Origin of the sequence: Sphingomonas sp., from assembly GCF_017744835.1 — a bacterium.
In the GTDB taxonomy this organism is placed as follows: Bacteria; Pseudomonadota; Alphaproteobacteria; order Sphingomonadales; family Sphingomonadaceae; genus Sphingomonas.
This window is the reverse complement of record NZ_JAGIAM010000005.1, coordinates 14,232-39,671: the sequence shown is the minus strand read 5'-3', so window position 1 is coordinate 39,671 and position 25,440 is coordinate 14,232. Positions and strand designations below refer to the sequence as shown.

General features: G+C 69.1%; 15 protein-coding genes. 7 read left to right on the top strand and 8 right to left on the bottom strand.

The window, feature by feature from the left end:
* Positions 1-23 precede the first annotated feature (23 nt).
* The 8 genes from J7500_RS15220 to J7500_RS15185 form a co-directional block, all read right to left on the bottom strand.
* Complete coding sequence (locus J7500_RS15220; protein ID WP_294062730.1) at positions 24-314, bottom strand: hypothetical protein; 291 nt, start codon at positions 312-314, stop codon at positions 24-26.
* A 74-nt stretch (positions 315-388) separates the two neighbouring features.
* Positions 389-1,387 carry a type II secretion system F family protein gene (locus J7500_RS15215; protein WP_294062729.1) on the bottom strand — a complete coding sequence of 333 codons (999 nt, stop codon included), beginning with the start codon at positions 1,385-1,387 and terminating at the stop codon, positions 389-391.
* Positions 1,388-1,391: 4 nt separating this feature from the next.
* A complete protein-coding gene (locus J7500_RS15210) occupies positions 1,392-2,372 on the bottom strand; it encodes a type II secretion system F family protein (RefSeq protein ID WP_294062728.1) in 981 nt (326 codons plus the stop codon).
* A 54-nt stretch (positions 2,373-2,426) separates the two neighbouring features.
* Positions 2,427-3,728: a pilus assembly protein CpaE gene (locus tag J7500_RS15205; protein ID WP_294062727.1), complete on the bottom strand. Its 1,302-nt coding sequence runs from the start codon at positions 3,726-3,728 to the stop codon at positions 2,427-2,429.
* Positions 3,729-4,361, bottom strand: a complete 633-nt coding sequence (locus J7500_RS15200) for a CpaD family pilus assembly lipoprotein (RefSeq protein ID WP_294062726.1) — start codon at positions 4,359-4,361, stop codon at positions 3,729-3,731. It lies immediately after the preceding gene.
* Between the two features lie 16 nt (positions 4,362-4,377).
* On the bottom strand, positions 4,378-6,084 hold the full coding sequence (locus J7500_RS15195) for a type II and III secretion system protein family protein (RefSeq protein WP_294062725.1): 1,707 nt from the start codon (positions 6,082-6,084) through the stop codon (positions 4,378-4,380).
* 1 nt (position 6,085) lies between these two features.
* Positions 6,086-7,102, bottom strand: a complete 1,017-nt coding sequence (gene cpaB, locus J7500_RS15190; protein WP_294062724.1) for a Flp pilus assembly protein CpaB — start codon at positions 7,100-7,102, stop codon at positions 6,086-6,088.
* A 56-nt stretch (positions 7,103-7,158) separates the two neighbouring features.
* Complete coding sequence (locus J7500_RS15185; RefSeq protein ID WP_294062723.1) at positions 7,159-7,632, bottom strand: prepilin peptidase; 474 nt, start codon at positions 7,630-7,632, stop codon at positions 7,159-7,161.
* Positions 7,633-7,681: 49 nt separating this feature from the next.
* On the opposite strand from J7500_RS15185, the gene J7500_RS15180 reads away from it, so the two are divergent.
* The 7 genes from J7500_RS15180 (at position 7,682) to J7500_RS15150 (ending at position 25,396) form a co-directional block, all read left to right on the top strand.
* Positions 7,682-8,626 carry an alpha/beta hydrolase gene (locus J7500_RS15180; protein WP_294062722.1) on the top strand — a complete coding sequence of 315 codons (945 nt, stop codon included), beginning with the start codon at positions 7,682-7,684 and terminating at the stop codon, positions 8,624-8,626.
* A complete protein-coding gene (locus J7500_RS15175) occupies positions 8,623-9,711 on the top strand; it encodes an FAD-binding oxidoreductase (RefSeq protein WP_294062720.1) in 1,089 nt (362 codons plus the stop codon). Before J7500_RS15180 ends, J7500_RS15175 begins: the two co-directional genes overlap by 4 nt.
* Before the next feature lie 266 nt (positions 9,712-9,977).
* A complete protein-coding gene (locus J7500_RS15170; RefSeq protein WP_294062719.1) occupies positions 9,978-10,388 on the top strand; it encodes a thioesterase family protein in 411 nt (136 codons plus the stop codon).
* Positions 10,389-10,717: 329 nt separating this feature from the next.
* Positions 10,718-20,632 carry a BapA/Bap/LapF family large adhesin gene (locus J7500_RS15165; protein WP_294062717.1) on the top strand — a complete coding sequence of 3,305 codons (9,915 nt, stop codon included), beginning with the start codon at positions 10,718-10,720 and terminating at the stop codon, positions 20,630-20,632.
* 225 nt (positions 20,633-20,857) lie between these two features.
* A complete protein-coding gene (locus J7500_RS15160; protein WP_294062715.1) occupies positions 20,858-22,069 on the top strand; it encodes a TolC family protein in 1,212 nt (403 codons plus the stop codon).
* The gene (locus tag J7500_RS15155; protein WP_294062714.1) at positions 22,069-24,216 is read left to right on the top strand and encodes a type I secretion system permease/ATPase; all 2,148 of its coding nucleotides are present in this window, start codon (positions 22,069-22,071) and stop codon (positions 24,214-24,216) included. Before J7500_RS15160 ends, J7500_RS15155 begins: the two co-directional genes overlap by 1 nt.
* On the top strand, positions 24,206-25,396 hold the full coding sequence (locus J7500_RS15150; RefSeq protein ID WP_294062713.1) for an HlyD family efflux transporter periplasmic adaptor subunit: 1,191 nt from the start codon (positions 24,206-24,208) through the stop codon (positions 25,394-25,396). The genes J7500_RS15155 and J7500_RS15150 overlap by 11 nt, the downstream gene beginning before the upstream one ends.
* The last annotated feature ends 44 nt before the right edge of the window (positions 25,397-25,440 follow it).

Sequence of the window (25,440 nt, the reverse complement as noted above, 5' to 3'; positions counted from 1 at the left end):
CCCGTCATCCCTGCCGGCATGACTCAATAGCGGTCGGGGCGGTCGTCCGGGTGGCGTTCCGGCAGCGGCGCGCGTGCCAGGCTGCCGCCCAGCCGTGCATTCTCGTCCTCGAGCACGCGGATGCGGTGGTTCGCCTCGCGCAGGTCCTGCTCGGCGACGTTGCGGTAGCGGGCGTGTTCGGCTTCGGCTTCGTTGAGTCGGGCCCGCCACTTGCGGGCGCCCGAATGGCTTGCGAGGCCCAGGATCCAGCCGGCCACGAGCGTGAGCCCAAGCGCGACGAACTGCGTGAGTGTCTCGAACGGCAATAGCTGCATCTTGCCCTCCACCTCTCGTGCGGTGGGCAAAGCTACTCCGCGCGGCGGCCCGGCGCCACCCTCATGATCGGCGCTTAATGCGCGATCAGCGCGTCGTTGATCGAGCAGGCGGCCGGACCCAGGATCACGATGAACAGCACCGGCAGGATGAACAGGATCAGCGGTACGGTCATGATCGCGGGCAGGCGCGCGGCCTTTTCCTCGGCGCGCATCATGCGCTCGTTGCGGAACTCGGCCGAGAGCACGCGCAGCGCCGAGGCGAGCGGCGTGCCGTATTTCTCGGTCTGGATCATCGTGGTGACGACGCCGCGGATTGCGTCGAGGTCGATGCGCATGGCGAGATTCTCGAACGCCTGGCGGCGGTCGGTGAGAAAGCCCAGCTCGATCGCGGTCAGCGAGAATTCCTCGCCGAGTTCGGGATAGGCCTTGCCCAGTTCCTTTGAGACGCGGGCGAAGGCTGCGTCCACGGTCAGGCCCGCCTCGGCGCAGATGACGAGCAGGTCGAGCGCGTCGGGAAGCCCCTTGCGGATCGCGTCGCTGCGCTTGGTGATGCGGTTCTTCAGGTAGAGGTCGGGCCCCTTGTAGCCGAGGATCAGCGAGCCGGCGACGAGGCCGTAGCGCTTGAACGCCGTCCAGTCGGCGAAAGTGTCGGTGCCATAGACCAGGAAGCCCATGATGCCGCCGAACAGGATCGGCAGCACCAGCCGGCCGAAGATCACGGCGACTGCCCATTCCTTGCGGCGGATGCCCGCCTGGAGCAGCTTGATCTGCGCGGTCTTGACCTGCTCGTCCTGCAGCACCTTGAGCGACGAGAGGAAGGCGCGGATCTTGTCCGTGGTCTCGCTCTTCTGGACCAGCTTGGCGCGGCGCTTGGAGGTCGAGGCGGTGATGCCCGCCTTGAGCTGCTCGCGGCGGTCGTTGAGCGCCTTGACGCGCTTGACCATCGGGTCGCGCACCGTGGTGGCGGTGTAGATGGCGAAGAGCACGGCGAAGGCGGCCACGCCGGAGAGCAGCGTCGCCACCCACATGACATCGACGCCCAGCAAGGTCGGACCGGAGGGAGGAGGAGTCATCGCATCAGATCTCGAAGCTGACCATCTTGTGCATGATGAAGGCGCCAATCCCCATCCAGACGAGGCCGCCGCCGCCCGCGACCATAAGTCGCTGGTCCTCGAAGAAGTTGGCCATGTAGTTGTTGTTGATGAACCAGACCATGCCGAACACCACGAACGGCAGTGCGCCGACGATCAGCGCCGACGCCTTGGATTCGGACGACATCGCCTTGATCTTGAGCTTCATCTGGGCGCGCTTGCGCAGCACCTCGGCCAGGTTGGCGAGCGTCTCTGCCAGGTTGCCGCCCGTCTCGCGCTGGATCGCGATGGTAATGGTGAAGAACTGAAACTCGGGTGTCCCCAGCCGGTCCGCGGTCTCCTGAAGCGCGGCGTCGAGCGTGCGGCCGATCTTCATCTTGTCCGAGACCGAGCGGAACTCTTCGCCCACTGGTCCCGCGACTTCCTGACCCACCACACCCATCGTCTCGGTGATCGGCAGGCCGGAGCGCAGGCCGCGCACCAGCAGTTCGATCGCGTCCGGGAATTTGGTGGTGAACTGGGTGATGCGGCGCTTGATGAAGAAGCCGACCATGAAATGCGGCAGCCCCAGCCCGACGAACAGCCCCAGGAAGAGGGCGAGCCAGATCGGCGCGCCCTTGAGCCACAGCATTGCTGCGGAAACGATCATCAGGCCGGCGGTCGCCAGGCCATATTGACCGAGCGACCAGGGCTTTCCGGTCATCGCCAGGCGCTTCTGGAGCAGCGCGGGGTTGGGCAGCAGCCGCGACGCCGCCGCGTCCATTCCGGTCGCGCGGGTCGAAGTGACGCGGCGGATCTGCGCTTCCATCGCCAACGCGCCGGTGGGGCTTAGCGAGTGCCGCTCGCGCACGCTCGACAGCCGTCGCGTGCTCGCGCGCGCGGCGGAGGGCCCCGAAAAGGCGAGCACGACGAGCGCCAGCACCAAGAAGGCGCCCCCGCCAAGCATCAAAATCGGCAGCAATTCCATGCCGCTTGCGCCTCCGAACCCATATTGCCCGGCAGCCGGAGCCGCCGGTCCCAGTTACTTCTTTGCCTTGCCCGGCATCTTCACCTTGATCTCGCTGAGCTTGCCCAGCAGCGAGGTGCCCTTGCCTGCGGCCTTGCCCGACTTGCCGCCCTTGGCCGGCTTGTCGTCGTGATCGCCGGAGTCGGTGATCGCTGTGATCCGCCGCGCCAGGTCCATGAACGGGGCCAGCGACTTGGCGTTCTTGCCCGCTTCGGCGAGCGGCTTGCCCAGCTTGGCGGCCTGCGCGGCGAGGCGCGGCTCGAACGGGATCACGATGTCGATCTTGCGCTCGATCGAGCCCTCGAAGTCCTTTCGGCTGATTTCGAGCATTGCGGGCTGATGAACCTTGTTGGCAATGACGATCACCTGAGTCTGCGGCGCGTTTGACTTGAACCAGCTCAGCAGGCGGATCGCGTCGCGCGCGGCGGCGAGCGTGAGCTCGGTCACCAGCACCGCCACCTGGACGTCGGCGATTAGGTGCGGATGGTTGACCAGCATCGCGCGCGTCAGGTCCACCACGGTGCACTCGAACGCGCCGCGCATCTCTTCCTGCAGCTGGTAGAAGGCTGCGCCGTCGCTCAGGATCGGCGAGTTGATCGGCGCCTCCGCCGAGAGCACCGCGAGCCGCTCGGACGCCTTCACCATCGCGCGCTCGATGAACAGCCCGTCGATGCGGCTCGGATTCTCGATCGCATCGGTCAGGCCGCGGCCCGGCTCGAGGTCGAGCGCGAGCGCGCCGGTTCCGAAATGCACGTCGAGGTCGAGCAGCGCGGTCGCGCGCGCATGCTTCTCGCTGAGCTGCCACGCGAGCGAAGTCGCGATTGTCGAGGCGCCGCAGCCGCCGCGCGTCCCGATCACCGCCACGCTGCAATGCGGACGGTCGGTGCCGGCCTCGGCCAGCTTCGGCGCGGCCAGCGCCGCCTGGGCCTGGCCGAACGCGTCGCGCAGCGCATCGGGGTTGAGGGGTTTCAGCAGATAATCGTGGATGCCGCTGGCGACGAGGTCGCGATAGAGGCGCACGTCGTTGACCTGCCCGGACGCGATCACGATCGTGCCGGGTTCGCAGACTTCGGCGAGCGCATTGATGTCGTTGAGCGGGTCGCCGCTCTCCGAGAGATCGACGAACAGGATGTTGGGGCTCGCCGACACCGAAAGCGTCTGGACCGCGTTCCGCAGCCCGCCCTTGTTGACCTTCTCGGGCGACCAGCCGAGCTCGACGGCGATCGGACGGAGGACCTCCGCCGTGGTCTCGTCGCAGACGAAGGCGATGAACGGTTCGCGGTGGCTGGCGCGGCCGGGTTGGAAGGGCGCGTTCACTTAATTGGCTCCCGTGGATTCGGACTTGACCGCAGTGCCGCCATTGCCGGTCGGCCTGGCGCTGCGCAGCGCGCGGATCGACTTGGTCGCGCTCAGCGGATCGGCGGTGGGGGCGCCGGGGGCGCCGCGCACGAGATCGGCCGGATTGGCGATCATCGCCGCCAGATTGCTGTTGATCGCGCAGCCGAAGTTCGGGCTGGTGCTCTGCGAATAGTTGGGCGCGTAGTCGCCTGAATAGTTCGGGCAGTCGGGCACCGAGGCAGTCATGCGCGTCAGCACGACGCGAACCGTGCCGGGGGCGATCTGGCCCACCGTCACCGGTGCCTGCTCCGAGAGTATCAGGCCATAGCGATTGGCCTGCGCCGCGACTTCGTCGCGCGCGGTGCTGCCGCCGGCGCCATCGTCGACGGCGATCCGATCACCGTAACGCAGTTCCATGGAGGCCAGCCAGCCGGCGAGCCGCTCGGCTTCGCCCGCGGCGAGGCCGCTGCCCGCCGCCTGCAGATCGAGCACGTAGTCGTTACGCTGAACGACCGGCTGGTGAACCGATTCCAGCCCGCCATTTTGGCTTCCACAGCCGCTCAGCAGCAGCGCCGGTGCCAGAAGGAGGAGGGGAGTGAAGCGCGCGTACATTGCTGTCTCCTCGGGATCAGAAGCCGAAGCCGGGGGCGGCCGCGCCGCCCTTCTTCTTCGACTGGGAGGGGGCGGGTGCCTTGACCGGCGCATCGGCCGAGCGCTCGTTGGGAGCAGCGGGCGCCAGCGGCGCGGGCGCGAGCGCACCCACCGCCGGTGTGCCTGCGGGCGTCGCCATGCTCGGCGTGGGCCGCTGGCCGCCGCTGACGCCGGAGCTCAGCTGGCCGTTGAAGATGCGCTGGAAGTCGTCCGGCGCCTTGTAGCCGTCGGTCGGCAGCGCGATCTGGTTCGCGTTGACCGGCTTCACCAGATAGGGGGTGATCACGATCACCAGCTCGGTCTCGTTGCGACGGAAGCCGTTCGAACGGAACAGCGCGCCCAGGATCGGCACGTCGCCCAGCCCCGGTGCCTTGTCGATCGAGTTGTTGTGATCGTTCGAGAGCAGGCCCGCGATCATGAAGCTTTCGCCCGAGCCGAGCTCGACCGTCGTCTCCGCGCGCCGCGTGGTGAGCGCCGGGATGGTCACTCCGTTGAGCTGCACTGCGCCGGCCGAGGAAAGCTGCGAGACTTCGGGGCGCACGCGCATCGAGATGCGGCCATCGGAGAGCACGGTCGGCGTGAAGGCCAGGCTCACGCCATATTGCTTGTACTCGACCGACACGGTGCCCAGCGCCTGGCTGATCGGGATCGGGATCTCGCCGCCCGCCAGGAAGGTGCTGCTCTCGCCCGAAAGCGCGGTTAGATTGGGCTGGGCGAGCGTCGTCACCTGGCCGATCTGCTCACCAAGGTCGATCGCCGACAGGATGTCGAGCCCCAACAGCTTCCCGCCGAGCCCGAGCGTCGTGTGCTCGGCACCCTTTGCGATGTCCGTCACTGTCGTGCTGCGCGGATTGACGAACTGGCCGGTGGCGGGGTCATAGGCACCGGTGATGTAGCCGCCACCCGGCAGCGGAATCTGCGCGGTGGGAAATTTGGCGAGATCCGATTGCGTGAAAGCGCCGGGGATGCGGCCCGAGCCCAGACCGAACATGAAGCCGCCGGTGTTGTCGCGCGTGGCGAAATTGACGCCGACGTTCTTGATGAAGCTGCGGCTTACTTCGGCGAAGCGCACCTGGAGCTGCACCTGCAACGGAGTGGCGGTCTTGAGCCGGTTGAACACGCCGATCTTGAGCGACGCATTTGGATCGGAGACGTCGACGCCGGGATTGAGCAGCGCCGTCACGAGCCGCGCGGCCTGCTCGATGTCGTCCGGCGAGGCGACGGTGCCGGTGAGCACTGCCAGCTGGCCGACGGTGGTCACCTTGATGTCGGCGTCCGGCATCGCGGCCTTGAGCATCTTGTCGATCGACGTGATGTTCTGGCTCACCCGCACGTTGGTCGAATAGACTACGCTGCCGTTGGCGGCGGTGGCGAACACCGTCGCCTCGCCGAAGTTCTTGCCGAACAAGTGGATCTGGCGCGGGTTGGTGACATAGACGTCGGCCACGTCGGGGTTCGAGACCCAGACATTCGCGACGCTGGCGGGAAGCGTGATCAGCTCGCCTTCGCCCACCGAGAGCAGGACTTCGCGGGTCGGGCGTTGGGTGCCGACCGGAAGCTGGGCGACGCGGGCTCGGGTGCCGCTCTGGCCCGAGCGGGCCTGCTGTGCCCCGGCGGGGGCAGACAGCATCGCGAGCGTCGCTGCGGCAACCGCGGTCCGCTGCAGGAGAATCTTGCTTCGCATCTCAGTTCTTACCCCCGACTGGGACTTCGGTGACGGCGTTGCCGCGTGCGATCAGGATCACGGGGCCCTTGGGAGCCTGCCCGCCCGGATAGGCGCCGGTGGGCTGGCTCGCCGGCGCGGAATCGGCAGCCTTGCCGGGGACCGTGCGACGCTGGAAGCGCGAGACGTCGGCGCCGGTCGCGAAGGTCGTCTCACCTTCGATCGGACGCGCGGCGACGCGATCCAGCATTTCCTTTTCTTTCTTGGGATCGCCATCGGCGGGCACGTCGACTGCGCCGTCCGCGATCGCCTGCTCCAGATCGCCCTGGTTGTCGGCGATCGAGCGCAGCGACAGCGAAAGCGAGCCCACAGTCTGCGCGACCGAGATCTTTTCGGCGATCTTGGGAGTCACTTCGAGTGTTACAGTTGAGTAGGTGTCGACGACGGTGTTACCCTGATCGTCGGTCTTCTTGTCGGTGCGCTGGTCGGTCGCGAGCACGCGCAGGTTGCGCAGGATCGTCTCCGCGGCCTTGAGCGGCGGGCCGTCGCCACCGCCGGAGACCGTCTGCGTCAGCATCAGGTCGATGCGATCGCCCGGGAAGACGAAGCCCGCGACGGCGCTCTGCGCCGAAACCGGAACCGTGATCGCGCGCATGCCCGGACCCAGCGCGGCGGCGAGGAAGCCGCGATCGCCGGGCTTGACCAGCGCGCCCTGGGTGATCGGCTGGCCCGCGGGGATCGCGAAGCGCACCACGGTGCCCTGCAGCTTGGTGGGATCGGCCTCGCCCTTGACATAATAGGCGCCCTCGATGAGCTCCTTCGGCCAGGCGACGAACTTGACCGCCTGCGCGTCGAGGATCGTGCCGACCGGCAGCGCGCGCGTGGCGACCATGACCTCGGTGCTGTTCTCCGGCGTCGCCGCCGGCGCGGCACCCGCGGTCGGCGCGGCCGAGCCCGTCATCAGGCTGCGCGCCATGAATGCCGTCACCGCTGCGACCAGCAGCGCGCCGACGAGCAGAATGAGCTTGCGTGCATCCATTTCGCTTCAGGCCTTCCACATATCGTGCCCGCCCCGGGCCGAGCTGGGGCTAAGCATCACGAAAACTGGTTAAAAATCGGTTCGCGAAGAATCAGGAGCGCGGCCAAGGCGATAGCCACGCCATAAGGCACCTCGATCGGCCCGGTTTCGCGCCGCCGAATCCGGCGCTCGGCGAGCATCAGCAGCGTCAGCGCGCCGCCGAGAAGCGACATCCAGATCAGCATCCAGACGAGCGGCTGCATCGGCAGCCACAGCGCCAGCGCCCCGATCATCTTGACGTCGCCGCCGCCCATCTGGCCGAGCGCATAGGCGCCGACGAACAATGCGAAGACGACCGCCGCCACCCCGATCTGCACGCCCACGTCCGGCCAGAGCGCGAGCCCGTTCGCCCACCACCAGGCCGGCGCCAGCAGCGCGATCGCGCCGTTCTTCCAATTGGCGATCTCACGCGTGCGCGCGTCCTGGATCCCGGCCGAGACCAGCAGCAGCGCCAGCGCGCCGAGCAGAAAGATTGGAATCGCCGCCCCCATGACGGCAAATGCCTAGACGCGACGGCTTATCAAAACGTAACCACGACCCATGGCAACTTCCCCTATCGACCGCCGCGCGCTCCCGGCGGGCTCCAAGGTACAGCGCTGGAAGGCCCGCGACGGCTGGGACCTGCGCGTCTTCGACTGGCCCGCCGAAGGCCCCGCTCGGCGCGGCTCGATCCTGTTCCAGGGCGGCCGCGGCGACATCTTCGAGAAATATCTGGAGTCCTTCGCGCACTGGCACGCCCAGGGCTGGTCGATCCGGTCGTTCGACTGGCGCGGGCAGGGCGGCTCGGGCCGGCTCACCCCCGCCGCCAATTGCGGCCATATCGAGGACTATGGCGATTACGTCGCCGACCTCGGCGACTTCTACGCCGAATGGAGCGCGTCGACGCCCGGGCCCCATGTCGCGATGGGCCATTCGATGGGCGGGCACCTGCTGCTGCGCGCGCTGGTCGAGGGCGTGATCCGGCCCGATGCGGCGGTGCTCGTCGCCCCCATGCTGCGCTTCAAGAGCCCCTTCGGCCCGTTCGGCGAGCGCGCCGCGCGGCTGCTGGGCGGTCTGGGCAATCCGTCGCGCCCGGCATGGAAGGGCAACGAGAAGCCCTATACCACCGAGACGCGCGCATCGCTGCTCACGCATGATCCGGACCGCTATTCGGACGAGATCTGGTGGCAGACGCAGCAGCCCGAGCTGCTCACCGGACCGCCGAGCTGGCGCTGGGTGATCGAGGGCTTCCGCTCGAACCGCGAGCTCGCCGCCGATCCGCGGCTCGAGACGATGGACGTGCCGGTGCTGATGCTGGTCGCCCGGCACGACGGACTGGTCGACGCGCGCGGGGCGCTCGCGATCGGCCCCCGGCTGCGCGACGCACGCATGGTCGTGTTCGAAAAGGAGAGCGCGCACGAGATCCTGCGCGAGGCCGATCCGGTGCGCGACCGGGCGCTGGGCGAGATCGACCAGTTCCTGGCGGCGCGGGCGCCCCAACCTTGATCCGCTGGGATGTCGCGATCGTCGGCGCGGGGATCGCGGGCGCGAGCCTCGCGGCCGAGCTCGCGCCGCACGCGCGTGTGCTGTTGCTCGAAGGCGAGGACCGGCCGGGCTATCACGCCACCGGCCGCTCGGCCGCCTTCTGGTCCGAGACCTATGGCGGCCCCTTCGTCCAGCCGCTGACGACCGCCTCGGGGCCCGCGCTGGAGGCCGGCGGCTTCCTTGCGCCGCTTGGCTCGCTCCATATCGCGCGCGCCGGGGAAAAGCCTGCGGTCGACGCTTTCCTTGCCGAATTCGAGGGGAGCGGCGTCGAGCTCCGCGCGGTCGATCCGCGCGAGGCGCTTCCCGGGCTGCGCGACGAATGGCGCTACGGCGTGCTGGAGCCGAGCTGCGCCTATATCGACGTGGGCGGACTTCATGCCGCAGGTCTCGCGGCCGCGCGGCGTGCGGGAGCCGAGCTGGTGGTTTCCGCCGAGCTCCAGGCTGCGCAGCGCGCGCCCGGCGGCTGGCACCTCGAGACCCGCGCCGGGCGTTTCGAGGCGTCGGTGCTGGTCAATGCCGCGGGGGCCTGGGCCGATTCGGTGGCGCGGCTGGCGGGCGTGGCGCCCATCGGCATCCAGCCCTATCGCCGCACCATGGTGCAGATCCGCACCGACCCTGCGCCCCCCTCCGCGCTGCCGCTCGTCGCGCATCTGGCGGGAAGCTTCTATTTCAAGCCCGAGGCCGGCGGTCGGCTTTGGCTGAGCCCGCACGACGAGATCCCCACCGACGCGTGCGACGCCGCGCCCGAGGCGATCGACGTGGCGACCGCGATCGACCGCTTCGAACATGTCGTCGACTGGCGCGTCACTGCGCTCGAGCACAAATGGGCGGGCCTCAGGAGCTTCGCGCCCGACCGGCTGCCCGTCTATGGCTTCGATGCGGAAGGGGAGGGCTTCTTCTGGTGCGCGGGGCAGGGCGGCTTCGGCATCCAGACCGCGCCCGCGGCGGCGCGCATGGCGGCGGCGCTGCTCCTGGGGAGAACGCCCGATCCCTCGCTCGCAGGGGTCGACCCGCAGCGCTATCTGCCTGGCCGCTTCGCGCGATAGGAAGGCCGGACGGCGGAAGAGGGGGATACGCCGCCCGGCCAAAGTCCCGCAAAGTTGCGACCCTCGGGGCTTCGCGGCGTCTCTCGCATCAGTATCCCTGACGTAATAGTAAGGGAGCCACCCTAAGGGATTGTCCGGTTGCGTGCGCGTGGCGGTGCGGCCTGCCGCTACGGCAAGCTGGAGTCGCGCCCGAAACCGCGGATTTCCGCGAGTCCGCTGGGAAAACGAGTCGCGCGAAGGGCCGCGTTGCGATAGGATATGCAGCCATGCTTCCTGCCGCCACGCCCTATGAGTTCCGCATCGAAGTCGCCAGCGACGACATCGACTTCATGGGCCATGTCAACAATGCCAGCTACCTCAAATGGGTGCAGGAAGCGGTGATCAGCCACTGGCGCAAGCTCGCGCCGCCCGACGCGGTGTCGAGCCACCTCTGGGTCGCGCTGAAGCATGAGATCACCTATCGCCGCCCGGCCTTCCTCGAGGACGACGTGGTCGCCACGCTGCTTCTCGAAAAGGTCCACGGCGCGCGCGCCTTTTACGAGACGGTGATTCGCCGGGGCTCGGAAGTGCTCGCGGAAGTGAAGTCGAGCTGGTGCTGCCTCGACGCCGAGACGCTGCGCCCTGCGCGGCTCGCGCAGAACGTCGTCGATCGCTTCTTCGTGAAGGACGCGCGCTAGCCGCGCCTCCGAGTCGGTCCCGCAAAGTTGCGGGCCGGAACGGTACCGAAACCTTTTTGGCTTCGCAATCGTGAAGGCGAGGGGCGCGAGCTTGCGTTCCTATACCGCTTGAGTCGCCGATTCAAAGGAGCGCAACCATTGCGCTTAACGGCCTTTTCCCTTTGGTTTCCAGTAATTACAGCGGATCGTCTTCCAAGATCCGTGTGTAAACATACGTAAATTAACCTAATTTGATATTGAAACGTGTCCCATAAAGGTTCTCTCTCGCATTCCTAAGTTGCGGTCGCACAAAAATAAAATGCTGCGTGGAAGCCTTGGGAGATGGGCGTATGCAACTCGTTGCAAAGATCGTTTCGGATGCAAAAGAACTCCGGACTGCCAAGGCGCAGAAAGTATCCGGAAAGATCGGCATCAAGCCGGGCGACTATGTCGCCCTTTCGCTTACTCCATCGGAGGTATCGGGTTATACGCGCGAAGGCGCGGACCTGATCGTTCATCTGAAGAACGGCGAAACGCTTCGTATTGCTGATTTTTACGGCTCCGACGACCACAAGTCGCACCTGTACCTGGTGGACGACAACGATCAGCTGCTCGCCGCGGACTTCGTCACGAGCCCCGATGGTGTGCTCACCGCAGCCTATACCGCCGAGGGAACTTCTGCCGAATTCGCTTCGATCGGCCCGCTCGTCGCGGCGGCGGCCGGCGGCGGTGGCCTGGGTGCCGGCGCGATCGCGGGCGGCGGCCTGCTCGCTGCCGGCGCTGCGGCGGCCGCGGCGGGTGGCGGCGGCGGCGACAGTGGCGGAACACCCGCGCCTACCCCGACTCCGACGCCCACGCCGACCGCCGACACCACGCCTCCCGGAGCTGCAACCGGGCTCGCCTTCAACGCGAACGGCACGCAGCTCAGCGGCAATGGCGAGCCTGGTGCCACTGCGCGCATCGACGTGAACGGCGACGGCGTCGCCGACTATACCGCGGCGATCGGGGCCGACGGCCACTTCACGGTCGCGCTCAATCCCCCGCTCGCGAATGCGCAGCACGTCTCGGTGACGGTCAGCGACGCGGCGGGCAATGTGAGCCCCGCGGCCACCGCGACTGCCCCCGACCTCACTCCGCCCCAGCCGGCAACCGACGTTCAGGTGTCGGGCGACGGCGCTACGGTCACTGGCCATGGCGAGCCCGGCGCAACGGTCCAGGTGGACACCAATGGCGACGGCACGCCCGACGCGACGAGCACCGTCGGCACCGACGGAAGCTTCACGGTCCCGATCAACCCGCCGCTGACCAACGGTCAGACGGTCGAAGTCACCGTCACCGACGGCGCCGGCAACGAGAGCACGCCGGTCACCGCGACGGCGCCCGATACCACGCCGCCTGCGCCGGCGACCGGCGTGACGGTCACGCCCGACGGCACCGCCGTCACCGGCAGCGCCGAGCCTGGCGCGAGCGTCGGCGTCGACACCAACGGCGACGGCACCCCCGACACCAGCGTCACCGCAGGCCCCGATGGCAGCTTCACGGCGCCGCTCGATCCGCCGCTGACTAATGGCGAGACGGTCAGAGTCACCGTCACCGACGGTGCTGGCAATGAGAGCACGCCGGTCACCGCGACGGCGCCCGATCTGCTGCCTCCCCCGCCGGCGCCCGTGCTCGATCCGAGCAACGGCACCGAAATCTCGGGCACGGCCCTGCCTGGATCGACGGTCAGCGTCACCGATGCTTCGGGCAATGTGATCGGGACCGACGTCGCCGACGGCTCGGGCAACTGGAGCGTTACCCCCGCGTCGCCGCTCGCCGATGGCACGGTCGTGACTGCCACGGCCAGCAACAGCGAAGGCGAGGCCGGTCCGGCGGCCAGCGTGACGGTCGACGCCGTGGCGCCGGCAGCGCCGACGATCATGCCGACGGACGGCAACCCCATCGCGGGGACCGCCGAGCCCGGCAGCGTCGTTACGCTCACCGACGGCTCGGGCAACCCGATCGGCACGGCGACCGCCGATGTCGCAGGCAACTGGTCCGTCACGCCTGCCGCGCCGCTTGCCGACGGCACCGTGGTCAACGCCACCGCTACCGACGCCGCGGGCAACACCAGCCCGCCTGCCAGCACGGTCGTGGACGGCGCCGCCCCGGCTGCCCCCGCCATCGATCCCACCAACGGCACCGAGGTCAGCGGGACCGCCGAGCCTGGCGCAACCGTCACGCTCACCGACGGCGCAGGCAATGTGATCGGAACCGACGTCGCCGACGGCTCGGGCAATTGGAGCGTCACGCCTGCCGCGCCGCTGGCGAATGGCACGACGGTCAGCGCGACGGCCACCGACGCCGCGGGCAACACCAGTGCGCCGGATACCGAGACGGTCGACGCCGTCGCGCCCGGAACGCCGATGATCGCGCCGACCGACGGCAGTCCCGTCACGGGCACTGCCGAGCCGAACACCAGCGTCACGCTGACCGACGGCGCGGGCAATGTGATCGCGACCGGCATCGCGGTCGATGGCGCGGGCAACTGGAGCTACACGCCGGCGACGCCGATTGCCGACGGCACGACGGTCAATGCGACCGCTGCCGATGCCGCCGGCAACGTCAGCGCACCGGCCACCACCGTGGTCGATGCGGCGGCTCCCGCTGCGCCGGTGATCGCCCCGACCGACGGCACCGAGGTCAGCGGCACTGCCGAACCTGGCGCGACGGTGACGCTCACCGATGCTTCGGGCAATGTGATCGGCGCCGACGTGGCCGACGGCTCGGGCAACTGGAGCGTCACCCCGGCTGCGCCGCTCGCCGACGGCACGACCGTCAGCGCGACCGCGACCGACGCTGCGGGCAACACCAGCGCGCCGGATAGCGAGACGGTCGACGCAGTGGCTCCGGCGGCACCCGTCCTCGATCCCACCAATGGCACGCAGATTTCGGGCACGGCCGAACCCGGCGCGACGGTCACGGTCACCGATGGCTCGGGCAATGTGATCGGAACCGACGTCGCCGATGGCTCGGGCAACTGGAGCGTCACGCCGGCGGCGCCCCTTGCGGACGGGACCGTCGTGAATGCGACGGCAACCGATCCGGCGGGCAACACCAGCGCGCCTGACTCGGAGACCGTCGACGCAGTGGCACCCGCCGCTCCGGTGATCGCGCCGACCGACGGCAGTCCCGTCACGGGCACTGCCGAGCCGAACACCAGCGTGACGCTCACCGATGGCGCCGGCAATGTGATCGCCAGCGGCATTCCGGTCGATGGCTCGGGCAACTGGAGCTACACGCCTGTCAGCCCGCTGGCGAATGGCACGATCGTGAATGCGACGGCGACCGACGCCGCAGGCAACACCAGCGCGCCCGACACCGAGACGGTCGACGCCGCCGCGCCGCCGGCCCCGACGATCGCGCCGACCGACGGCAGCCCGGTCACGGGCACCGCCGAACCCAATACCAGCATCACGCTGACCGACGGCGCGGGCGCGGTGATCGCCAGCGGCATCCCGGTCGATGGCGCGGGCAACTGGACCTACACGCCTGCCAGCCCGCTGGCGGATGGCGTGACCGTCCATGCGACCGCGACCGATGCCGCGGGCAACGTCAGCGCGCCGGCCACCGCCGTGGTCGATGCCGTGGCCCCCGCTGCTCCCGTGATCGCCCCGACCGACGGCACCGAGGTCAGCGGCACCGCCGAACCCGGCGCGACGGTCACGGTCACCGATGCTTCGGGCAATGTGATCGGCACCGACGTCGCCGATGGCTCGGGCAATTGGAGCGTCACTCCCGCTGCACCGCTCGCCGACGGGACGACCGTCAGCGCTACGGCCACCGATCCCGCGGGCAACACCAGCGGCCCGGACACGGAGACCGTCGACGCAGTGGCGCCGGCAGCTCCGGTGATCGCCCCGACCGACGGCGCCGCGGTGAGCGGCACCGCCGAACCCGGCGCGACCGTCACCGTCACCGACGCCTCGGGCAATGTGATCGGCGCCGACGTCGCCGACGGCGCGGGCAATTGGGCCGTCACACCGGCCTCGCCCCTGGCCGACGGAACCGTGGTCAGCGCCACCGCAACCGACGCCGCAGGCAACACCAGCGGTCCCGATACCGAGACCGTGGACGCAAGCGCACCGGCGGCACCCGTGATCGCTCCGACCAACGGTACCGAAGTCAGCGGCACCGCCGAAGCGGGCGCAACCGTGACCGTCACCGATGGTTCGGGCAACCTGATCGGCACCGACGTCGCCGACGGATCGGGCAATTGGAGCGTCACGCCTGCTTCGCCGCTTGCCGATGGCACGGTCGTCAGCGCCACGCAGACCGACGCCGCGGGCAATGTCAGCGGTCCCGATACCGAGACCGTCGACGCAGTCGCCCCGGGCGCACCGGTGATCGCGCCGACCAACGGCACCGAAGTCAGCGGCACTGCCGAGCCTGGCGCGACGGTCACCGTCACCGACGGCTCGGGCACTGTGATCGGCACCGATGTCGCCGATGGCTCGGGCAACTGGAGCGTCACACCAGGCACGCCGCTTGCCGACGGCACGACCGTCAGCGCCACTGCAACCGACGCCGCAGGCAACATCAGCGGTCCCGACACGGAGACCGTCGACGCGCTGGCGCCGACCGCTCCGGTGCTCGATCCCAGCAACGGAACGGTGCTCGAGGGCACCGCCGAACCGGGCGCCACGGTCACGCTGACTCAGGCGGACGGCACCCCGATCGGCACTGCGACGGCGGACGGATCGGGCAATTGGGCATTCACGCCCGTCACGCCCTTGCCGGACGGCACGCAGGTGAACGCCACGGCCACCGACGCCGCCGGCAATACCAGCGGCCCTGCCAGCACCACCGTCGACTCGGCGCCACCGGCTGCTCCGACGATCGATCCAAGCAATGGTTCGGTGATCACCGGCGGCTCCGAGCCCGGCGCCGACATCCTCATCGTCTATGCCAATGGCACGCCCATCGGCCAGGCGACGGCGGATGGAGCGGGGGATTGGACCTTTACGCCGGCCACGCCGCTCCCGGACGGCACCGTGCTCGAGGTGCGCGCAGTCGACCCGGCGGGCAATGTCAGCGCGCCGGCGGCGACCACCGTCGATGCGGTCGCGCCGCCAGCGCCGGTGATCGCGCCGACCAACGGCACCGAAGTCAGCGGCACCGCCGAGCCCGGCGCGACGGTCACGGTGACCGACGGCCTGGGCAATCCGGTCGGCACCGACGTCGCCGACGGCTCGGGCAACTGGAGCGTCACGCCGGGGTCGCCGCTGGCGGACGGCACCGTCGTCAGCGCCACTGCGAGCGACGCGGCAGGCAATGTCAGCCCGCCCGACACCGAGACGGTCGATGCGATCGCACCTGCTGCCCCCGTCATCGCGCCCACCAACGGCGCCGAGCTGGTCGGCACGGCCGAACCCGGTTCGACGGTCACCGTGACCGACAGCCTGGGCAATGTGATCGGAACCGACGTCGCCGATGCCGGCGGCAACTGGAGTGTCACGCCGGCCTCGCCGCTCACGGACGGTACCGTGGTCAGCGCCACCGCAACCGACGCCGCGGGCAACACCAGCGGCCCGGGCACCGAGACCGTCGACGCATCGCTGCCCTCGATCCCCGTGATCGATCCGACCAACGGCACCGAGATCGTCGGCACGGCGGACGCGGGCAATACCATCACGCTCACGGCGGACGGTACCCAGATCGCAACCGGCATCCTTGTCGATGGATCGGGCAACTGGAGCTACACGCCCGGCGCGCAGCTGCCGGACGGCACGGTGGTTACGGCCGTCGCCACCAACGGCCTGGGCACCGACAGTGCAGCCGCGACCGAGATCGTCGACGGCATCGCACCAGCGGCACCGGTGATCGATCCGACCAACGGCACCGAGATCGTCGGTACCGCCGAAGCCGGCGCCACCGTCACGGTGACCGACTCGCTAGGCAATGTGATCGGCACCGACGTCGCCGATGCGTCCGGAAACTGGAGCGTCACCCCGGCCTCGCCGCTCGCCGACGGGACGGTGGTCAGCGCCACCGCGACCGACCCGGCCGGCAACACCAGCGGCCCGGACACCGAGACGGTGGACGCAGTCGCGCCAGGCACGCCCACGATCGACCCGACCGACGGCGTGGCCCTGACCGGCACCGCGGAGCCCGGCGCCACGGTGACGCTCACCGACGGTTCGGGCAATCCGATCGGCACGACCACGGCGGCGCCCGACGGCAGCTGGGCCTTTGCGCCGGCGACGCCGCTTGCCGACGGCACCGTCGTCAACGCGACTGCGACCGATCCGGCGGGCAACAGCTCGGGACCCGCCAGCACCACCGTCGACGCAGTCGCGCCCGACGCGCCGGTGATCGGCATCGCCAATGCGAACAGCGTGATCGGCACTGCGGAGCCGGGCGCGACGGTCACGGTCACCGATACCGCGGGCAATGTGATCGGCACCGACGTCGCCGATGGCTCGGGCAATTGGAGCATCACGCCGGCGACGCCGCTTGCCGACGGCACCGTGCTCAGCGCCACTGCCTCCGATCCGGCCGGCAACATCAGCCCGCCCGACTCGGCGATCGTCGACGCGCTCCCACCGGCTGCGCCCGTGATCGCGCCGACCGACGGCAGCCCGGTCGCCGGCACGGCCGAGCCCAACAGCACCGTCACGCTCACCGACGGATCGGGCAATGTGATCGCAACCGGGGTTCCGGTCAATGGTACGGGCCACTGGAGCTACACGCCGGCGTCGCCGCTGGCTGACGGCACGGTGGTCAGTGCGACCGCGACCGATGCCAACGGCAATACCGGCCCTGCCGCCACTGCGACGGTGGACGGGGTGGCTCCGCTCGCCCCGACGATCGCGCCGACCGACGGCAGCCCCGTCACCGGCACCGCCGAGCCCAACAGCAGCGTCACCCTCACCGACGGCGCGGGCACCGTGATCGCGGCCGGCATCCCGGTCGATGGCACGGGCCATTGGAGCTACACACCGGGAACTCCGCTTGCGAACGGCACGGTGGTCAACGCCACCGCTACCGATGCGGCCGGCAATACCGGGCCTGCAGCCACCGCGACGGTGGACTCTTCGGCGCCCCCGGCTCCGGTGATCAGCCCCACCGCCGGCACCGAAGTCAGCGGCACGGCCGAAGCCGGCGCGACCGTCACTGTCAGGGACGGGGCCGGCAACGTGATCGGCACCGACGTCGCCGACGGATTGGGCAACTGGAGCGTCACGCCCGCCGCACCGCTTTCGAACGGCACGGTGGTGCGCGCCACCGCGACCGATGCGGCGGGTAACACCAGTCCGGCGGACGCCGAGACGGTCGACGCCGGCGCGCCGGTCGCCACCGTGCCCGAAGCGGGCGACGGCTGGGTCAACGGCGCCGAGGCGGCCAACGGTGTCCAGGTGCAGGTCGCGCTCCAGCCCAACACCAATGCAGGCGACAGCGTGACCGTAACCTACAACGGCACCGCGCAGGCGCCGGTGGCTGTGACGGCGGCGGACTTGGCGAACGGCTTCGTCACCGTCACGGTGCCGGCGGCCTCGCTGGCGCAGGGCGCCGGCTCGGTGACCGCCGCGATCAACGGCGGCACCGTATCGGCGGCGACCGGCTTCACAGTCGACACGATCGCCCCGACGGTCGCGATCACCGCAGTCGACGACGGCGTGGCGGGGATCGTCGGCAATGTCGCGAACGGCGGGCTGACCAACGATGCCACGCCGACGCTGCATGGCACCAGCTCGACGCTCAACGGCCAGGTGGCCATCTACCAGGACGGTGTGCTCGTCGGCACCGTGCCGACCGACGCGAGCGGCAACTGGACCTACCAGGCGCCGACGCTGGCGGACGGCACGCATAGCTTCGAGGTGCGCTCGACCGACGCGGCGGGCAACACCGGCTCGTCGGGCACCTATTCGGTGCAAGTCGACGCCACCGCGCCCGGGGCTCCGATCGCGGACGTTACCGACGCCACCGGGGCGACGGTCACCGGCACCGGTGAGGCGGGCGCGCATGTCATCGTCTATGCCGCGGACGGCACCACGGTGCTGGGCCAGGGCAATGTCGCCGGCGACGGCACCTATACGGTGACGCTCGCCACGCCGCAGACCAACGGCGAGACGGTGGTCGTCACCCAGACCGACCTGGCGGGCAACACGTCGCTCCCGACGACCGTCGGAGCGCCCGACCTGGTCGCGCTGGTCAACGACATCGGCGACGCGTCGATCGACCTCAGCGTGCCCTCGAGCAACATGGCTGCCGTCAACGCCAGCTATCTCGTCGGCGTCGCGGCGCTGGGGGACCTGGTGGACCTGCAGCTCCTCGGCACGCCCACGGCCAATTTCAGCGTGGCCAACGGGCACCAGCTGGACGCGGTCTTCTCCTACAATGCGCTCATCAACCTTGGGGCGCTCAGCGGCTTCCACATCGTGGTGCAGGAGCTGATCGACGGCCAGTGGGTGGGTGTCGGCGGAGACTCGAACTACAGCCTGCTCACGGTGGGCCTGCTGAACGGCGACGTGGTCGCCAGCATGACCCTGGACGGCGGGACCTACCGCGCGTTCATGGCCAGCGACACCAGCGTGCTCGACGCCAACCTGCTCGGCAGCCTGACGGTCAACGGCGTCGATCACAACTACACCCTGCCGCCCACGTCCACGGCAATCGCGGTCAATGGTGACCTGCTTGCCAACGACACGGCACCCGTCGGCGCGGTGGTGCAGAGCGTCACCTTCAACGGCGTCACCACGCCGGTCGACGCCGATGGCGAGACGATCAACGGCCAATATGGCACGCTGACGGTCCACGCCGACGGCAGCTACACCTACACGCCGGCGAACAATCCCGCGAACATCGGCCAGGCAGAGACCTTCCAGTACACGGTCTCGTCCAGCGCGGGGACCGAGAGCGCCAACCTCTACATCCACGTCGGCAGCCCGGATGCGACGCTGATCTGGGATCCTGCCGCGCCGGGAAGCGACGCCGTCGCGCCTGCCGCAGCAGCGGACGACAGCGGTACCGCCGCCATCCTGGATCCGACGTATAATTCGACCGCCTCGCAGAACTATCCCAACCTCGTGGCCAACGGGAACATAGTGGGGGTCGGCACGGTGAGTGCCAGCACCAACGTCGGCTTCACGGTCGAGAGCAACGCGACCTCGTCGACCACGCTGCATCTTCAGGTCACCAATGCCACGGGCCTCGGCGCCGGCGTGCTTCCCACCTATACGGTGACGGTCACGAACTCCGGCGGCGTGGTGGTCTACACCACCAGCCAGACGGCGCTTCTGACCACCGGCATAACCGCCGCCGACATCACGATCCCCGGCCAATTGGCGTCGGGAGCGTACAATGTCGCAATCACGGCGAGCGAAGCGGTCGCGGGGGTCGGCGGCGTCAGCTTCACCACTGCGATTTCGTTGCAGCAGAACGTCACCCACCTCAACCAGTTCACGTCGCACAGCGTCGAAGGCAACCTGCTCGCCAACGACGCGCAGTCGGTGCCGTTTGCCGATCTGGCGGTGGGGCATGGAACGACGCTCACGCCGATGGACGCCGACGGCGTCCAGGTGGCCGGCACCTATGGCACGCTCACCGTCTATGCCGACGGCAGCTACCATTATCAGCCGAATGCCGTGCTGAGCTACGATCCGGCCGCGCCGGCGAACCTGCACGACGTGTTCGACTATAGCCTGGCCTATCCCGGCGGGACGGCGGGCGCGCAGCTCGACATCACGATCGAAGTGCCCGGCACCACGGTCAACGGCACGGCGGGCGCGGACGTGCTGAACGCCAGCTCGGCGAGCGGCAGCCAGCTCTATGGCTTCGGCGGCGCGGACACGCTCAACGGCGGCGCCGGCGGCGATCTGCTCGATGGCGGGGCAGGGGCCGATACGCTGCACGGCAACGGCGGCAACGACCGGCTGATCTACGACGCGCTCGACACGCTGGTGGATGGCGGCGCGGGCATCGACGTGCTCCAGATCAACACCGCCACGGCGCTGCTCGACGGGTCGACCAACGTCCACAACATCGAGCGGATCGACCTGGGCACCAACGACGGCGGGCACGCCCTGACGCTGACCACCGACGGCGTGCTGGCGGTGACCGGCACCGATCCGCTCGTGATCAGCGGCGATGCCGAGGATCGCGTGACGATGATGACGGCCAATCTTCAGGGGCAGACCGTCTCCGAAGGGCATGTCTATGACGTCTACAGCTTCGGAACGAGCACCATCTGGGTAGAGGACAGCGTCCAGGTGGTCACTCAGTAATCCGAATGTGCCCCGGTGCTTGCCGGGGAAAGGGAGGGAAGGCGCGTACTTCCGTAATACTACGGATGGCCGCGTCTTTCCTTCCGGATCGGCGGGAATAGTCTAGAATGCAGAAGAATAAACCTGGCGGCGTGACAGTGGATGTCCGATAAGTCATTGCGAAAGCTTCCGGTCATGCGGGAGCGGACGCGCGGGGGAGGGATGATTCGCTGGTGCCGGGGGGCGATGCTGCTCCTCGTCGCGATCCCTGCGGCGGCCCCCGCCACGTCGCTCCAGGATGCCGTCCGCAAGGGATTGGCGAACAACCCCGAGATCCGCGCGGGCCAGGCGCAGGAAGGCGCCGCGCAGACCGACGTCACCATCGCCAAGGGCGGCTATCTGCCGTCGCTCTCGGCGTCTGCCGGGCCGCAGTCGGTCAGCCTCGACGGCCTCTCCTACGACGTGACTGCCAGCCAGATGCTCCACGATTGGGGCCGCACGCGCAGCGCGGTGGAAAGCGCGCGCGCCGACCGGAGGCGCATTTCGGAGAAGCTGCGCCAGAAGCGCGAGGAAGTCGCGCTCTCGATCGTCGAGGTGTACCTCGACATCCTCGTCACGCAGCGCCAGGTCGACGCCCTCCAGGCGCACATCGCGGACCTGGACGGCATTCGGCAAATGACCGTCGCGCGCGCGGAGGGCCATTATGCCGATCGCAGCGAGCCCGAGCGTTCGACGCTCGAGCTGGCGCGCGCGCGCGAGCAGCTTGCGATCGAGCAGGGCGCACTCGAAAATGCCCGCAACGAATATCTGCTGCTGGTGGGCGAGGAGCCCGAGGATCTCTCCGATCCGGTCCCCGCCTCGGTGGCGGCCTATGCCGAGCGCAACGATCTCGCCAAGCTGATCCAGGCCTCGCCCGGCTACAAGGTGGCCGGCGAGGACGTGCACACCGCCCAGGCGCAGCTTCGCGAGGCGCGCGCGTCGATGCTCCCGCAGCTCAACCTCGAAGGCTCGCTGATGCGCCGCGAGGTCGGCGGCATCCCGCGCGAGGACTCGATGATCGCGCTGCGCTTCCGCTCCAACCTGCAGGGCGGGCTGACCAGCTTCCTCAAGCCCAAGGGCGCCGAGCAGCGCGTCCAGGCCGCGGTGTGGAGCGAGCAGACCGTCGCGCGCGACCTGCGCCGCGAAGTGCAGACCCTGTTCGAGCAGGCGGAGATGCTGCGCACGCGGGTCCAGGCGCTGGAGGCGCAGGTGGATGCCTCGACTGCGCTCGGCGACACCTATCTCGAGCAGTTCCGCGTCGGCCGGCGCGACCTGATCGAAGTGCTCAACAATCGCCGCGAGCGGTTCGAGGCCAGGCGCCAGCTCACCGGCGCGCGCATCGACTTGCTCCGCGTCCAATATCGCGCGGCCGCGAAGCTGGGCCTGATCGGCCAGTTGCTCGAACAGGGGCTCTATTGATGGCGACGATCCTGCCCGGCCCGGGTCCCCGGCCCGATCCGCTGCGCGAAGGCCTGGCGCTGCTGTGCAATACGCTCGGCCGAACGACCAACGCTGCCGAGCTTGGCGACGGCATGCCGCTCCAGCAGGGCCGACTGCCCGCCGCGATGGTGCCGCGGGCGCTCCGTCGCATCGACATGGCGGCGCGCGTCGTCCCCTATGCGCTCGACGATATCGAGCCCTATCTGCTGCCCGCGCTGCTCGAGCTCGCCAACGGCGAGTGGGTGGTGCTGGCGACGCTCGACGAAGACGGCGCCGAGCTGCTGCTTCCCGGCAGCGGCGGCGGGCGGCAGCACATGGATCGCGTCGAGCTGGCCGCGCTCTATGCCGGCACTGCGGTCTTCGCCAAGCCGCGCTACCGGTCCGACGGCCGCGCCGGCGATTTCGCTCGGACCACGGGCGAGCACTGGTTCTTCGCGACGCTCAAGCGCCATCGCCGCGACTATCTCGAAGTCGCACTCGCCGCCCTGATGGCGAACCTGCTCGCGATCGGCTCGGCGCTGTTCTCGATGCAGGTCTATGACCGCGTGGTGCCGAACGCGGCGTTCGACACGCTCTGGATTCTCGCCAGCGGCGTGGGTCTTGCGCTGCTGCTCGAAGCGGCGCTGCGCATCATGCGCGCGCACCTCCTCGACACGATGGGCAAAAGGCTGGATCTCAAGCTCTCGTCGCAGCTCTTCGAGCGCGTGCTCAGCACCCGGCTCGCCGCCAAGCCGCCGTCGCTCGGCGCGTTCAGCACCCAGGTGCGCGAATTCGAATCGGTGCGCGAGTTCTTCACGTCCTCGAGCGCGGCGATGATCAGCGACCTGCCGTTCGTGCTGATCTTCCTCGCGCTGATCGCGCTGCTCGGCGGGCCGATCGTCTGGGTGCCGATCGGGGCGATCCTGCTGATCGTGCTGCCGGGCATCCTCAGCCAGCGCAAGCTCGGCGCGCTCTCGCGGAGCAACCTGCGCGAAGGCGCGGTCAAGAACGCGATCCTGCTCGAATCGATCGAGAATCTGGAGACGCTCAAGGCCGCGCATGGCGAGGGCCGCGCGCTGCACCTGTGGGAGAATCTCACCGCCGAGCTCGCCGCGACCTCCAGCCGCACCTCCAAACTCGCGTCGATGCTCGCCTATAGCGCGTCGATGGTCCAGCAGCTCGGCTATGTCGGGGTGATCGTCTTCGGTGTCTATCGCATCAGCACCGGGGAAATGACGGTGGGTGCGCTCGTCGCCTGCTCGATCCTGACGTCGCGCGGGATCGCGCCCATGTCGCAGGCCGCGTCGATCCTCGCGCGCTGGCAGCATACGCGCGTCGCGCTGGAGGGGCTCGACCAGCTCATGTCGTCCCCCACCGAGCGGCCCGCGGGTCGGAGCTTCGTGCGCAAGGAGCGGATCGGCGGCGGCTATCGGCTGGAGGAAGTGAAGATCCAGTACGGCGAGAGCCCGCCGGTGGTGAACGTCGCGTCGCTGTCGGTCGGCCCCGGCGAACGCGTCGCGCTGCTTGGCGGCAACGGCGCGGGCAAATCGACGCTGCTGCGCCTGCTCTCGGGCTTCGGCGACGAGAGCGGCGGGCGCATCCTGCTCGACGACGTCAGCATCCACACGATCGATCCCGCCGACCGCAGGCGCGCGATCGGCTTCCTGCCGCAGGACGTGGCGCTGCTCCACGGCACGCTGCGCGAGAATTTGAACCTCGGCGGCGCGGCGCTGGCGGACGAGGAGGTGTTCGAGGCGCTCGACGCAGTCGGCCTCGGCGCCTTCGTCCGCGCGCATCCGCTGGGGCTCGACATGCCGATCCAGAGCAGCGCCAGCTTCTCCGGCGGCCAGCGCCAGGCGGTCGGGCTCGCCCGAGTGATCCTCCAGGATCCCCAGATCGTGCTGCTCGACGAGCCCACTGCCTTCTTCGATCAGGCCAGCGAGAAGCAGGTGATCGACTATCTCAAGAACTGGCTGGGCGGCCGCACGCTGATCGCCACCACCCACAAGCGCAGCCTGCTCGCGCTGGTCGACCGCGCCGTGGTGCTGCGCCAGGGGCGAGTGATCATGGACGGGCCGCTCGAAGGCCTGGTGTCGGGCGATCAGGTCCGCGTGCCGCCCAAGGAAGGGACCGCCGATGCGTCTTAGCCTCACGCCCGCCGAGCGGCTGCGGCGCGAACTCGCCGATCCCTTCAGCGCGGAAGTGCATCCGCACTCGCGGCTGATGCTGTGGACGGTACTCGGCGTCGTCGCGCTGTTCATCGCCTGGGCATCCTGGGCGCAGCTCGATCAGGTGACGCGCGGCGAGGGGCGAGTGGTGCCCTTCAGCCGCGAGCAGAAGATCCAGAGCCTCGAAGGCGGCATCCTGGGCGCGCTGCTCGTCAAGGAAGGCGACCTGGTCAACGTCGGCCAGCCGCTCGTCCAGCTCGATCCCACGCGCTTCGCGACTTCGCTCGACGAATCCTCCAATCAGGCCGCGGGCCTCAAGGCTGCGATCGCCCGGCTCGAGGCCGAGGTGCTCGGCAAGAGCACGATCAGCTTCCCCGCCGGGGTCGATCCCGCGAGCCCGGTCGCGCGTACCGAGGCCGAGCTGTTCCGCTCCCGCCGCGAGAAGCTGGCCGAGACCACCGGCTCGATCGCGCAGCAGATCCGCATCGCCGACGACCAGCTCGCCATCCTGCGCCCGCTCGTCGCGAAGAATGTCGTGAGCGACATGGAGGCGCTCAAGCTCAGCCAGGAGATCGCCAATCTCAAGGGCAAGCTCGCCGAGATCCGCAGCAGCTATTCGCAGGACGCCTATACCGAGCTGTCGAAGAAGAAGGCCGATCTGAGCGCGCTCGAGCCGATCGTGCGCCAGCGCGGCGACCAGCTGCGCCGCACCCAGATCGTCTCGCCGGTGCGCGGGCGAGTGAACAAGATCATCATCAACACGCGCGGCGGCGTGATCCAGCCGGGCGAGCCGATCATGGAAGTGATCCCGGTGGAGGAGCAGCTGCTGGTCGAGGCGCGGATCAAGCCGCGCGACGTCGCCTTCCTCGTCCCGGGCATGCCCGCCAAGGTCAAGATCACTGCCTATGACTATACGATCTACGGCGACCTCAATGGCACGCTCGAGCAGATCAGCGCCGACACGATCGAGGAGCAGACCCCGCACGGCAAGGAATCCTATTACCAGGTCCTGATCCGCACCGACGGCAAGCAATTGAAGCGCGGCAACGAGGTCCTGCCGATCATCCCCGGCATGGTCGCCGAGGTCGACATCCTCAGCGGCAAGCGCAGCGTGCTCAACTATCTGCTCCGCCCGCTGATCAAGGCGCGGCTGAACTAGAGCGGCTCCGCCTCATTTGCCGACCTTAATCCCTCTCCCCTTGT